13 protein-coding genes are annotated in these 13,807 nt (G+C 45.7%); 12 read left to right on the top strand and 1 reads right to left on the bottom strand.

Annotated elements, in window-relative coordinates; all coding sequences use genetic code 11:
• The first annotated feature begins 268 nt into the window (after positions 1-268).
• From DW694_RS03905 to DW694_RS03855, 11 genes are all read left to right on the top strand, one after another.
• Positions 269-916 (top strand): L-rhamnose mutarotase, encoded by a 648-nt coding sequence (locus DW694_RS03905; protein ID WP_015526977.1) that lies wholly within the window; start codon positions 269-271, stop codon positions 914-916.
• Positions 917-1,240: 324 nt separating this feature from the next.
• A complete protein-coding gene (locus tag DW694_RS03900) occupies positions 1,241-1,939 on the top strand; it encodes a phosphatase PAP2 family protein (protein ID WP_118752588.1) in 699 nt (232 codons plus the stop codon).
• Positions 1,939-2,961 (top strand): lysylphosphatidylglycerol synthase transmembrane domain-containing protein, encoded by a 1,023-nt coding sequence (locus tag DW694_RS03895; RefSeq protein ID WP_118752587.1) that lies wholly within the window; start codon positions 1,939-1,941, stop codon positions 2,959-2,961. The genes DW694_RS03900 and DW694_RS03895 overlap by 1 nt, the downstream gene beginning before the upstream one ends.
• A gap of 110 nt (positions 2,962-3,071) precedes the next feature.
• Complete coding sequence (locus DW694_RS03890) at positions 3,072-3,755, top strand: CDP-alcohol phosphatidyltransferase family protein (protein WP_118752586.1); 684 nt, start codon at positions 3,072-3,074, stop codon at positions 3,753-3,755.
• Positions 3,752-4,618, top strand: a complete 867-nt coding sequence (locus DW694_RS03885; RefSeq protein WP_015526980.1) for a phosphatidylserine decarboxylase — start codon at positions 3,752-3,754, stop codon at positions 4,616-4,618. The genes DW694_RS03890 and DW694_RS03885 overlap by 4 nt, the downstream gene beginning before the upstream one ends.
• 224 nt (positions 4,619-4,842) lie before the next feature.
• Positions 4,843-5,523: a response regulator transcription factor gene (locus DW694_RS03880; protein ID WP_015526981.1), complete on the top strand. Its 681-nt coding sequence runs from the start codon at positions 4,843-4,845 to the stop codon at positions 5,521-5,523.
• Positions 5,520-7,037, top strand: a complete 1,518-nt coding sequence (locus DW694_RS03875; RefSeq protein ID WP_118752585.1) for a HAMP domain-containing sensor histidine kinase — start codon at positions 5,520-5,522, stop codon at positions 7,035-7,037. The genes DW694_RS03880 and DW694_RS03875 overlap by 4 nt, the downstream gene beginning before the upstream one ends.
• A gap of 146 nt (positions 7,038-7,183) precedes the next feature.
• Positions 7,184-7,813 (top strand): imidazole glycerol phosphate synthase subunit HisH, encoded by a 630-nt coding sequence (gene hisH / locus DW694_RS03870; RefSeq protein WP_118752584.1) that lies wholly within the window; start codon positions 7,184-7,186, stop codon positions 7,811-7,813.
• Between the two features lie 2 nt (positions 7,814-7,815).
• Entirely contained in the window at positions 7,816-8,574 is a 759-nt protein-coding gene (hisF, locus tag DW694_RS03865; RefSeq protein WP_059085355.1) for an imidazole glycerol phosphate synthase subunit HisF, read from the top strand.
• A 21-nt stretch (positions 8,575-8,595) separates the two neighbouring features.
• Positions 8,596-9,270, top strand: coding sequence for a uracil-DNA glycosylase (ung, locus tag DW694_RS03860; RefSeq protein WP_021650805.1), 675 nt, complete (start codon positions 8,596-8,598; stop codon positions 9,268-9,270).
• 15 nt (positions 9,271-9,285) lie between these two features.
• On the top strand, positions 9,286-10,911 hold the full coding sequence (locus DW694_RS03855; protein ID WP_021650806.1) for a polysaccharide biosynthesis protein: 1,626 nt from the start codon (positions 9,286-9,288) through the stop codon (positions 10,909-10,911).
• A 183-nt stretch (positions 10,912-11,094) separates the two neighbouring features.
• On the opposite strand, the gene pepT is transcribed toward DW694_RS03855, so the two are convergent.
• Positions 11,095-12,321 (bottom strand): peptidase T, encoded by a 1,227-nt coding sequence (pepT, locus tag DW694_RS03850; RefSeq protein WP_118752583.1) that lies wholly within the window; start codon positions 12,319-12,321, stop codon positions 11,095-11,097.
• A gap of 188 nt (positions 12,322-12,509) precedes the next feature.
• On the opposite strand from pepT, the gene uraA reads away from it, so the two are divergent.
• A complete protein-coding gene (gene uraA, locus DW694_RS03840) occupies positions 12,510-13,760 on the top strand; it encodes a uracil permease (protein ID WP_118752582.1) in 1,251 nt (416 codons plus the stop codon).
• Positions 13,761-13,807 lie beyond the last annotated feature (47 nt).

The raw sequence follows: 13,807 nt of genomic DNA, 5'->3' as shown, positions 1-13,807 counted from the left end.
GGTGTTTTTTGTGAGCGAAGGTCACAGAAAACCCGAGACATACCGCGCGGATTTATGCGATTAGCATAAATCCTGTGCATCGCGAAGCGTGTTGCTGAGAACGGAGTGAACAGTAACATTACCTGTGAACAGTGATCGGAAATCCTACCCTCATAATTGTAAAAACAAAATAAAAGTGATAGAATCAAATCATATGAGAGCAGAAGAACTATATCTGCTCATAGTGGAAAACATAGCACAGGATCATCAAAACAGGAGGATAGCATAAATGGAACGACATGCTTTTGCAATGAAAGTAAAAGAAGGAAAAATGAATGATTACCGTAAGACCTTAGGCGAGATCTGGCCGGAGCTTACTGCATATCTTGACCGTAACGGCATTCATAATTTCAGCATCTGGAATGCGGCAGACCTGATCTTCGGATATTACGAAAATGCAGACGGAGAGGTGATCTCTCCGGAAGAGGAGAAAGTAAAGGCAGCATTGACTGAAAAGATCGGAGATACCTTTACCTGGATCTCTACTCCTGGAAAAGACATGCGCCTGATGTATCATAATTTTGGTGTTGTGAGAGAAAACAAAGAGCTGATCCGCCACAGAATGTTCATGACAAAATTAAAAGACGGCTGTGAGGAAGAATATAAAGCCCGTCATGACGGACTTGTGGCGCAGAGAGGCGAAACAATAGATCCGGGCCCGGACAGCAACTTCAGCATCTGGAGTGCAGGCGGATATATTTTTGGATATGATGAGATCGACACAACTATGGAAGTGGAAGAAACACCGGAAGCAAGAGAGGCAACCATCGCATGGGAGACACGCCAGCTCGGGATCATGGACTGGATCACCAACGATGTGGACTGGATGACAAAAGAAGTACATCCATCCAGTGTACGTCTTGCATGGCATAATTAAAAAATGGGAAAATAAAAAGGAAGGAGGCCGGGGCTTTGTTTGGAGGTAGCCCCGGCAGTATGAAAAAGAAAAAAGTGTTATCAAAGGTAGTACCCTTTGCACATCTAATAATATACTCATATTTTGTGGTCATTCTGTGACGTCATTCTGAAAAAAGTATGAACAAAAAAGAAAAAATAACTGAACTCAAATCTTAACAATTCTTAAACTTTCCATATTTAGTTGAAACCATACGCCCCGACTGTTATACTGTGACTAGCAGATGTTAGCAGGAGAAGAATATGTTTTATTCCTGATATCAATAAAATAATGAGGCGTGAATTTATGAAACGTTTTTGGAAATATGTAACAGGGATCGTACCTGCGTACGGGCTTTTTCCCCTTGTTTTTTCATTTGTATTTAACTGTCTTGTATATTCCGGTTCAAGGGCGATCGCAGGCGGTTGGTATCATCACAATATAGAAAGTAATCTTGATCTGCGGCTCCCATTTGTGCCGCAGTTTTTGATTATCTATTTTGGATGTTATGTATTTTGGGCAGTGAATTATATCCTTGTGGCAAGGCAGGAGCGGGAACAGGTTTACCGTTTTTTTACTGCGGATATTATATCCCGTTGTGTGTGTCTGATCATATTTCTGGCATATCCCACTACCAATACAAGACCGGTGATCGAAGGAAACGGAATCTGGGATCTGCTGGCCGGCTGGCTGTATTCCATTGATGCGGCAGATAACCTGTTTCCATCTATCCATTGTCTGGTAAGCTGGTTCTGTTTTCTGGGGATCAAGGATCAGAAAAGAATTCCGACATGGTATAAGGGGGTATCGTTTACACTGGCTGTGCTGGTTTTTCTGTCTACCATTTTTACCAAGCAGCATGTACTTGTGGATGTGGCAGGTGGTGTGATCCTGGCTCAGGTATGCTTTATTCTGGGACAGAAAACAAAACTCTGGCATATTTATGAACGGTTTGGAACTAAAATTGAAAAGAAGATCAACAGCTATACAGAAGGTGTCAAGTGATGAAGAACAGAAAAAAGATCATATTTAACGGAGTGTTCCTGGCAGTAGTTTTTGCCCTGACTATCTACGGCGTTTTTCACGGAGAAGACCTGTCTTCCATGATGGATGCCATACATAGGGCAGATAAACGGTGGCTGCTTCCGGGAATTGCACTGGTAGCATTTTTTATCTGGGGGGAATCCATCATTATCTGGTATATGATGCGTTCCAGCGGGATCCATCTGAAAAAAAGAACCTGCTTTCTGTTTTCGTCTGTAGGATTCTTTTTCAGCTGTATCACACCATCCGCCAGCGGCGGACAGCCCATGCAGATCTACTATATGAAAAAAGAGAAGATTTCCATTCCGGTGTCAACGGTGATCCTGATGATCGTGACGATTACCTATAAGCTGGTGCTTGTGGTGATCGGTATTGGGATCGCGATTTTCGGAAGAGGATTTCTTCACAAATATCTGGAAGGAATCCTGCCGGTGTTTTATCTGGGGCTGATGCTGAATATCTTCTGTGTCACTTTTATGACCATTCTGGTATTTCATCCGCTTTTGGCAAAAGCGATCCTGATGAAGGGCATGAAGCTTCTGGAACGGTTTCATCTGATGAGGAAAAAAGAGGGACGGCTGAAAAAACTGGAAGCTTCCATGGATACTTACCGAAATACTGCGGCATATCTGAAGAATAATCCGCTGGTGATCGTTAAAGTGATAGGGATCACTTTTATCCAGCGTATGGCACTGTTTGCAGTAACCTGGTTTGTATATCAGGCTTTTGGACTCCATGGAACCGGTTTCTGGGATATCCTTTTTCTCCAGGCAGTGATATCGGTATCTGTGGATATGCTGCCGCTTCCGGGAGGAATGGGAATCAGTGAGACTTTGTTTCTTACCATTTTCAGTCCGGTATTCGGTGGCCTGCTGCTTCCGGGAATGGTGCTTAGCAGAGGGCTGGGATATTACGGAGAGCTGCTGATCAGTGCGGTGTTTACTGCGGTGGCTCAGCTCACTATCGGAAAAAAGGAATCCTGAAAAGATTTGATCGAATGCAGATCGCGGAGATCTGCTTGACCCAGATCAGGTAAGTCTCCTGTGGGACTGTGAATATAGCCTGACATGAAAAAGAAAAAAGAGGTGTGCAAATGATAGGATTTTATGATTACACGGTAATAATGACTTACATAAGCGTAGTTTCTTCCATGATCGGAATCTTCTGCGCTGTGACGGACCATATTTCAGCAGCGGTGTGCTGTCTTGCATTTTCCGGACTGTGCGATATGTTTGACGGAAAGATCGCAAGAACTAAGAAGAACAGAACGGAGGAAGAGAAATGCTTCGGGATCCAGATCGATTCCCTTGCAGATATCGTCTGTTTCGGGATCCTTCCCATTGTGCTGGGATTTAAGCTTGGAATGTGTCATATTTACGGAATAGCTATTCTTTTATTTTACGGTCTGGCAGGCCTGATCCGTCTGGCATACTTCAATGTTATGGAGGAAAAACGTCAGAATGAAACCTCCGAAAACCGAAAATATTATCAGGGACTTCCTATCACATCCATGTCTGTGGTCCTGCCGCTTCTGTTTGTGGTATCCCTGCTTTTTCCGGAGTATAAATGGTTTGTGGTGCTCCTTCATATCGCAATGCTGACGGTAGGACTTCTGTTTATCCTGGATTTTAAATTCCGTAAGCCCACCAACAGGGAGCTGGTGATCATTGTTGCGGTAGTTGCTGTGGCAGTTCTTCTTGTACTTTTCTACAACGAAGGATGGTGGAAGTTCAATTATCTCTATAAGCTTTCCATGGAGAAAGGTGGTAATCTATGATCCGGACAGCGGACAGAATGGGGCATATTACAGAGGAGGATTCCTTTCAGAACAACCTTCTGGAAAAAATCTACGGTTCTGTAGCCGGCCGCATGCTGATCCGGCCGCTGGTCACTCCTGTTGTTTCCATTGCCATGGGAAAGCTTCTGGATTCCAGGCTTTCGGCAGCAGCGGTGAAACCCTTTATACGGTTCAATCATCTGGATATGAGTGATTATGAAAAGCGTAAATACATCTCTTACAATGATTTTTTCAAGCGGAAGATCCGGGAGGGTGCCCGCCATATTGATATGGAACCGGGACATTTTATCAGTCCCTGTGACTGCAGGGTGAGTGTGTATCCGGTAGATGAAAAAGCCCGTCTTCATATCAAACAGACCGAATATACCATAGATGAGCTTCTCAGGAATCCTTCTCTTGGAAAAAGATATCAGGGTGGCTATGTGTGGGTGCTTCGTCTCTGTGTTCAGGATTATCACAGATATATTTATCCGGACAATGCGGCGGAGTCCGGACGCATCAGGATCCCGGGGATCCTGCATACAGTCAACCCCGTGGCCAACGATGCCTATCCGATCTACAAGGAAAACAGCAGAGAGTATTCTCTTTTGAAAACAGAGAATTTCCGTACCGTGCTGATGATGGAGGTAGGGGCTCTTCTTGTCGGAAGAATCGAAAACCGGCCAGGGAAAGCATTTGTGAAACGGGGAGACGAAAAAGGGAATTTTGCTTTCGGCGGCTCCACCATTGTGCTGATCACCGAAAAAAATGCGGTAAAGCCGGATGAAGATATTTTAAACAATTCCCGTGAAGGAATTGAAACAAGAGTATTCATGGGAGAAAAGATCGGAGAATCCTTTTAGAGGGTTCTCCTTTTTTGCGGATAAAATTAAAAAAATGAAATTACGTTCACACACACAACACAAACCTGTGATATATTATGAGCAGTAGCAAAGCGGAATGGAAATATCCGCTTTAGAATGAACCGGAAGTAAAAGCTCAGCTTTTTGTAAAGAGGGATGATACAGAGCATTTCGGGCTGCCAACAGCTGCCCGGAACAGCGACTGAGAAACGGAGGAAGATAGAATGGATGCATTAAAAATTCTTGTAGTAGATGACGAGAGCAGAATGAGAAAACTGGTAAAGGATTTTCTCACCAAAAAGAATTTCCAGGTACTGGAAGCAGGTGACGGTGAGGAGGCCATGGATATTTTTTATAAAGAAAAGGACATTGCGCTTCTGATCCTGGATGTGATGATGCCGAAGATGGATGGCTGGGAAGTATGTCGTGAGATCCGCAAAAATTCCAAGGTTCCCATCATTATGCTGACAGCAAGAGGAGATGAGCGTGATGAGCTTCTGGGATTTGAACTCGGGGTGGACGAATATATCTCCAAACCCTTCAGCCCCAAGATCCTTGTAGCACGTGTAGAAGCCATTCTTCGAAGAACGGGACAGAGCAACCCGGATGAGATACTTTCAGCAGGTGGGATTGTCATTGACAAGGCAGCGCATCAGGCAACGGTAGATGATAAACCGATGGATCTGAGCTTCAAGGAATTTGAGCTTCTGACTTATTTCCTGGAGAATGAGGGAATCGCTCTTTCCAGAGAAAAGATCCTGAATTCTGTGTGGAATTATGATTATTTCGGAGATGCCAGAACCATTGATACTCATGTCAAAAAACTGAGAAGTAAAATGGGCGATAAGGGCGAGTATATCAAGACAGTCTGGGGGATGGGCTATAAGTTTGAGGTAGGAGAATGAAAAAACCGAAGGAAAAAATAAAAAAGATCCACAGTCTCCGCCATCAGATCACAGCATACTTTATCGGTTTGCTGTTTTTATCCATTCTGACTATTACCGTGATCAACGGCGCCTTTCTTGAAAAATATTATGTGACAAAAAAGATCGATGTACTTCTGGACCTCCGAACAACTCTGGAAAATACAGATATTGACAAGATGATGAACAGCAACAGCTCGAAAGGTATGGAGAGTATTCCCGATGAGATCCAGAGAGCCTGCTCCAGAAACAATCTTTCCTGGGTTATCATTGACAGCAGCAATACCAGCTGGCTTTCCTGGGGCGAAAATGAAAAAATGCTTCAGAGCAAGCTGTTCGGATATGTCTATGATCTGGATGAGGACGGAGATAAGAGCCGGACCTTGAAGCAGGGTGACAATTATACCATCCAGCAGTCGCATGACCGTTTTGCGGGAATGGATTATGTGGAATGCTGGGGACAGCTGGATGAGGAACATTATTTTATCATAAGGACACCCCTTGAGAGCATCCGGGAGAGCGCTGATATTTCCAATAAGTTTTACTTTGCGGTAGGTCTGATGATCATAATCTTAAGTGGTCTGGTCATTATGGTCGTGACCAGGAGGATCACCCGTCCCATCAGTGAGCTTACGGAACTTTCCAGAAAAATGTCAGATCTGGATTTTGAGGCAAAATACGAGAGCAAGGTCGGCAATGAGATCGATGTTCTGGGAGACAATTTCAACCGGATGTCCTCACAACTGGAGACTACCATCAGTGAACTGAAATCTGCAAATAATGAACTGCAGCGTGACATTGAGGACAAGATCAAGATCGACAAGATGCGAAAGGAATTTCTGGATAACGTGTCCCATGAACTGAAAACTCCCATTGCCCTGATCCAGGGCTATGCAGAAGGCTTAAAAGAAAATATTTCTGATGATCCTGAGAGCAGAGAGTTCTATTGCGATGTCATTATGGATGAAGCCTCCAAGATGAATAAACTGGTAAAAAATCTTCTCACACTGAATCAGCTGGAATCCGGCAAAGATGCAGTTGTAATGGAGCGGTTTGATATCGTATCCCTGATCCGCGGCGTGCTTCAGACCATGAATATCATGATCGGGCAGAAGGATGCAAAAGTGATCTTTGAGGCGGAGAAGCCGGTTTATGTATGGGCCGATGAGTTTAAGATCGAAGAGGTTGTGACAAACTATGTAAGCAATGCCCTGAACCATCTGGAGGGAGAGAAAGAAATCGAGATCAAGCTGCAGGATGAGGATAACCGTGTGAAGATCAGTGTGTTTAACACAGGGACTCCGATCCCTGAGGCAGATGTACCGAATCTCTGGAATAAATTTTATAAAGTTGATAAAGCGAGAACCAGGGAATACGGCGGAAGCGGTATCGGTTTATCCATTGTAAAGGCCATCATGGAAAGCATGAACCAGGAATATGGCGTACAGAACTTTGATAATGGCGTGGAATTCTGGTTTACACTGGACCGGAAATAATAAAACTTTACCGTGATAATGTGAAAAAATGGGCGGCAGCAGAGAAAAGTCTTTGCAACCGCCTGTTTTTGCGTTATACTAAAGCAATGTAAATCGAAGGTGAGAGAGGAATATCGAGATACAAAAGAGCAGGAGGAAGCATTATTATGATAGGAATCATTGACTACGATGCAGGAAACATCAAAAGTGTGGAAAAAGCACTTCAGTATCTGGGACAGGAGACTGTCGTCTCAAGAGATCCCCAGGTGCTTCTGAAAGCAGATAAAGTAATCCTTCCGGGTGTTGGAAACTTTGGTGATGCTATGGAAAATCTCAAAAAATACGGACTTGTTCCGGTAATACATGAGATCGTTGAAAAGGGAACGCCCTTTCTTGGGATATGCCTGGGACTGCAGCTGCTTTTTGAGAGCAGTGATGAGACACCGGGAGTGGAAGGTCTTGGAATCCTGAAGGGGAAAATCCTGCGCATCCCGCCAAGTCCGGGACTGAAGATTCCGCATATGGGCTGGAATTCCCTGCATATTCAGAACAGCGGAAGATTATTTAAGGGTATTCCGGAAAACACCTACGTTTACTTTGTACATTCCTATTATCTTCAGGCAGAGGAGGAAGAAATCGTGAAAGCGACCACTCAGTACAGCACATGCATCCATGCGTCTGTGGAGAAGGGAAATGTATTTGCGTGTCAGTTCCATCCGGAAAAAAGCAGCCGGTGGGGCTTGAAGATCCTTGAGAATTTTGCGGCACTTGAGTCAGGCACCGGAAAGGAGGCATAATCATGTTTACAAAAAGAATCATTCCATGTCTGGATGTAAATAAAGGACGTGTAGTAAAAGGCGTGAATTTTGTTGATCTTAAGGATGCCGGAGATCCGGTGGAAATTGCCAAAGCTTACGATGCAGCCGGTGCGGACGAGCTTGTTTTTCTTGATATCACTGCCTCCTGCGAGGAGCGTGATACCGTGGTGGATATGGTAAGAGCTGTTGCAGCCAACGTATTTATCCCGTTTACCGTAGGCGGAGGAATCCGTACCGTAGATGATTTCCGGAAGCTTCTCCGTGAAGGTGCAGATAAGATTTCTGTAAATTCCGCAGCTATCGACCGTCCGGAGCTGATCCATGAGGCCGCACAGAAATTCGGAAGCCAGTGTGTAGTAGTTGCCATTGATGCCAAGAGAAGACAGGATGGCGGCTGGAATATCTACAAACATGGCGGAAGACTGGATACCGGTATTGATGCTCTTGAATGGGCAAAGAAGGTGGAAGAACTTGGCGCAGGTGAGATCCTTCTTACCAGCATGGACTGTGACGGAACCAAGGCCGGGTATGATATTGAACTTACAAGAGCCGTTGCAGATGCGGTTTCCATCCCGGTGATCGCCTCCGGTGGTGCCGGAACCCTGGAGCATTTTTATGATGCACTGACAGAAGGCGGAGCAGATGCGGCACTGGCAGCATCTCTGTTCCACTACAAAGAGCTTGAGATCCGGGAAGTGAAGGATTACCTTGCGGAAAAAGGAATTTCCGTGAGAAGATAAGTTAGATGAGAGGTGATAGATATGGCTCCTATAGCAGGAGACTGGCAGGAGGCACTGAAAGGTGAGTTTCATCAGCCCTACTATGCCAAACTTTATAAAACCGTGATGACAGAATACAGAACAAGAAAGATTTTTCCGCCGCCGGAAGATATGTTCAATGCGTTTCATTTTACGCCTCTGCATCAGGTAAAGGTTGTGATCCTGGGACAGGACCCCTATCACAATGACGGACAGGCTCATGGGCTTTGCTTTTCCGTAAAAAAAGGTGTGGAAACACCGCCATCTCTGGTGAATATTTATAAGGAACTTGAGGATGATATGGGATGTTATATCCCAAACAACGGTAATCTGGAAAAATGGGCAAAGCAGGGCGTGCTTCTTTTGAACACAGTGCTGACTGTACGTGCACATCAGGCCAATTCCCACAGAGGGATCGGCTGGGAACAGTTTACTGATGCGGCCATCCGGATCCTGGACCAGGAGGATCGCCCGATCGTGTTTCTTCTCTGGGGGCGGCCTGCTCAGATGAAGGCATCCATGCTTCATAATCCGAAGCATCTGATCCTGGAAGCACCACATCCAAGTCCCCTTTCTGCCTACCGGGGATTTTTCGGATGCAAGCATTTCAGCAAGGCTAATGAATTTTTGAAAGCCAATGGGGTAGAACCTGTTGACTGGCAGATTGAGAATATTTAAGTTAAGGAAAGTAAAATGGGTAAAAAAAATGATAACACACTTGTGAAAAACGCATCTTTTCTTATGGTTGCGGCGCTGATCTCCAAGATCATCGGAATGCTGTACAAGAGTCCGCTTTCAACTACACTGGGAAGTCAGAGCTTTGCACTTTTCCAGTTTGCACAGAATGTATATTTTATCCTGCTGATGATCGCGTCCTTCAGTATTCCTCAGGCTGTATCCAAGATCATGGCGGAGAAGATCGCTTTTCACAGATATAAGGATGCACAGAAGGTATTTTACGGTGCACTGATCTATGCGGCAGTTGCCGGCGGTATCGTGGCGCTGATCTGTGTATTTGGTGCAGGGATCCTGGTTCCGGACAGTATGGCTAACGCCCGTCTGGCACTGCAGATGCTTGCGCCCACAATTTTCATGTCCGGTCTCTGCGGTGTATTCCGTGGATATTTCCAGGCATACCGCAATATGATGCCTACATCGATCTCGCAGATCATTGAGCAGATCTTTGTGGCAACCTTTGCGCTTCTGATGTCACATGTATTTATCCAGCATTTTTCCGCAACAGGAGATATGGATCTGGTCCATCGCTGGGGTGCGGCAGGTGCTACCATGGGTACCGGAGCAGGTGTGGCTTCCGCGCTGATCTTTATGCTGATCGTTTATGGGGTAAACCGTAAGATCATCCGGAAAAGGATCGTCAATGACCGCCATTCTGTAAATGAGAGTATGGGTCATGTAATGAGTAATATCGTGCTCATCATCATGCCGATCATTCTTAGTGCTTTTATTTATAATGTAAACGGATATATCAACAGTTATATGTATTCCGGTATCATGGATATCAAGGGTGCTGCCAAGGACGTGATCCAGACCTTGTATTCCGAGTACGGATATTATATGACGCTGATCAATATCCCGCTTACCCTGGCAAGTACAGCACCGACATCTATGATCCCTGAGGTTTCCGCGCATTATGCAATGCACGATATTGAAGGTGCAAATATGAAGACAGACCGTGCCACATGGATCAGTATGCTGATCTCCATTCCGGCGGCAGTAGGTCTTGCAGTTCTTTCCGGACCGATCACGAGACTGATCTTCCCGGGAACCAATGGCGTAGGCGGACAGCTTCTGATCCTGGGAGGAATTACCATTATCCTGAATGGCAACTCCAATATCACCAACGGTGTACTTCAGGGAATCGGCAAGCCGAAGCTCCCGATGATCCATGCAGCCATTGCATTGGTGGCAGATGTGATAGCCATGGCCCTGCTTCTGGTATTTACCAATCTTGGTGTTTATACCATTGTCATCGCCCAGATCGTTTATGCAGTTGTGATGTGTCTTCTCAATGACCGTTCCATCAAGAAATATATGGGCTATAAGAATCCATGGAGAAGTGCTTATTTAAGCCCGTTCCTGGCATCTATCCCGATGGGGGTTGTTGCGGGAGTGGTGTATTACGGTCTGTATGCACTGATTCATTCCAATGTGATCTGCCTAGGTATTTCCGTGATCCTGGCAGCAGTTGTATACTTTATTGTATATTTGTTTGTAAGCAAGCCCGGTGAAGAAGAGCTGGGTATGATGCCTGGTGGAAGATATATGAAGAAGCTGGCGAGAATGATGAAGATCATCTGATCTGTAAGTCCGATCAGTAAACGGCAATACAGTTATTCGGTGCAGAACTCAAAGTGAACACAGCTAGCACAGGAAAAAATACTCACAGATTTGTTCCGGCAGATTTCCAGCCGGAGGATCTGTGAGTATTTTTTCATTATATCAGATTTCAGGGAATGCAGACTTTCGAAGAAAAGTTTCTTTTCAGTCTTTTCTCTGTGAAAATAGTCTTATGATCTCCAGAGTAACGTTCACAGCGGCATCCATTCCTTCTGCTGTAATGTGCTCATAAGGCCCGTGATAGGCATGTCCGCCGGTTCCGAGATTCGGGCAGGGCAGTCCCATAAAGCTTAACTGTGCACCGTCTGTGCCGCCGCGGATAGGCAGGATCAGTGGTGTAACACCGCAACTGTGGCAGGCTTCCTCTGCCAGAGATATCAGCCATGGGCAAGTATCGATGATCTCTTTCATATTGCGGTACTGCTGGGTGATGGTAAGAGTTACGGTACCTTTCCCCCATTTTTCATTGAGGATCTCCGTGATATGTGTGAGCGTTTTCTGACGGATCTCAAAAGAAGCGGCATCGTGATCCCGGACAATATACTGAAGCTCAGCCTGGGAAACATCTCCTTTCATAGAACACAGATGGAAAAATCCTTCGTAGTCTTCTGTATTCCTGGGAGTGTCCGCTGCCGGAAGCATGGAGTTAAATTCCATGGCAACGAGGGCTGCGTTGATCATAGTATTTTTGGAAGAACCGGGATGTACATTAACACCCTGGAAGGTTACTTTTGCACTGCAGGCGTTAAAGTTTTCGTACTGGATCTCGCCTTCCGTATCACCGTCCAGGGTATATGCATAATCCGCACTGAATTTTTTTACATCAAAGTGGGCCGGTCCCATGCCGATCTCTTCATCCGGAGTAAAAGCAACGCAGAGAGGTCCGTGAGGTATTTTTTCCGTAAGGATATGCTCCAGCGCAGTGAGGATCTCTGCAATGCCGGCCTTGTCGTCTGCGCCCAGGATCGTGGTTCCGTCTGAGGTGATCAGGGTACGCCCGGCAAGTGAAGCAAGATGGGGGAACATTTCCGGGGAAAGAGTTCTGCCGCTTGTGCCGAGAGGGAGCTCTTTTCCATCGTAATCTTCTGTGACCACCGGTGTGACTGCATGGTCGCAGAAATCGGAAACCGTATCCATATGAGCGATAAAGCCCAGTGCTTTGCAGTGCTCCAGACCTTCGGTAGCAGGAAGATGTGCATAAACGTAACAGTGTTCATCCAGAGACACATCAGAGATCCCAAGGCCTTTCAGTTCCTCCACAAGAAGCCGGGCCAGGTCAAACTGGCACTGGGAAGAGGGGGAAGAAGAGCTTTCTTCATTGCTGGGGGTGGATATTTTTATATAGGATAGAAGTCGTTGGTATGCTTTCATAGAAGAATATTCCTTTCTGAAAAAATCTATCCGGAACAGGTTATGGCCGCATTTATGAAGCCGTTCTGTTTTTCCGGAGATAATAACAGTATACCACACAGTATCCGTATATTTTCAGAAAAAATATCCCACGATGTGAAAACCTGTGCTATAATCTGTGAGATAATAAAAAACAGGAGGATTTGAGAGTGGAAAAAAGAATCATACAGGTCGAAGAAAAAGTACCTGCAAAGATGCTGATACCGTTAAGTATCCAGCATATGTTCGCCATGTTCGGAGCATCCGTACTGGTGCCATTCCTTTTTGGTATCAGTCCGGCTATTGTGCTTCTGATGAATGGTGTGGGAACACTCCTTTTTATTTTCATCACAAAAGGAAAGGCACCGGCTTATTTGGGCTCCAGTTTTGCCTTCCTTTCACCGGCTCTTCTGGTGATCAGCAAGTATGGATATGAGTATGCCCTTGGTGGTTTCGTTGTTCTGGGTATTGCTGGTATGTGCGTGGCATTGATCGTCCGCCAGTGCGGAACAGACTGGATCGATATCGTGCTTCCTACAGCGGCAATGGGACCGGTAGTGGCACTGATCGGTCTGGAACTTGCGGGAAATGCAGCAAGTACGGCAGGACTTCTGGATGAGAAGGTAGATCCGAAGAATGTGATCGTATTTCTGGTCACACTTGGAGTTGCGGTATTCGGGCAGATCCTGTTCCGGGGCTTCCTTTCTGTGATTCCGATCCTGATCGCGATCATTGCGGGATATGTGGCAGCAGGTGCATGCGGGCTTCTGGATTTTACACAGGTAAGGGAAGCGGCATTTTTGGCTCTTCCCAACTTTACATCTCCGAAATTTGATTTTGAGGCCATTATGACGATCTTTCCGGCATTGCTTCTGGTAACCTCCGAGCATATCGGCCATCAGATCGTAACCGGAAAGATCGTTGGAAGAAATCTTCTGAAAGATCCGGGTCTCCACAGATCCCTGTTTGCGGATTTCTTCTCTACCACAGTTTCCGGATGCCTTGGTTCTGTGCCGACAACTACTTACGGTGAGAACATCGGTGTCATGGCAGTGACAAAGGTTTACAGTGTACAGGTGATCGGTGGTGCGGCAGTGCTTTCTATCTGCTGTTCCTTCCTTGGTAAACTGGCAGCCCTGATCAGTACCATTCCCGGTCCGGTGATCGGTGGGATTTCCTTCCTTCTTTACGGAATGATCGGAACCTCCGGTCTTCGTATGCTGGTTGACAATCACGTGGATTACAGCAAGTCCAGAAATCTGACGCTGACAAGCGTTGTTTTTGTTGTAGGTCTTTCCGGAATTGCCCTGAAGCTTGGAAATGTTGAGCTTACCGGTATGGTGCTGGCATGTGTGGTTGCCATGGCATTAAGCCTTGTATTCTATATTCTGGACAAACTGAAGCTGACCAACGATCAGTGACAGGAAATATATTGCATAAAAAGCAGATGAAGAGGGAAATCTTTTTA

Origin of the sequence: Ruminococcus sp. AM26-12LB, from assembly GCF_003480785.1 — a bacterium.
GTDB classification, from domain to species: domain Bacteria; phylum Bacillota; class Clostridia; order Lachnospirales; family Lachnospiraceae; genus Blautia_A; species Blautia_A fusiformis.
Note: the sequence above shows the minus strand (reverse complement) of the source record. Positions and strands in the feature narration are given on the sequence as shown.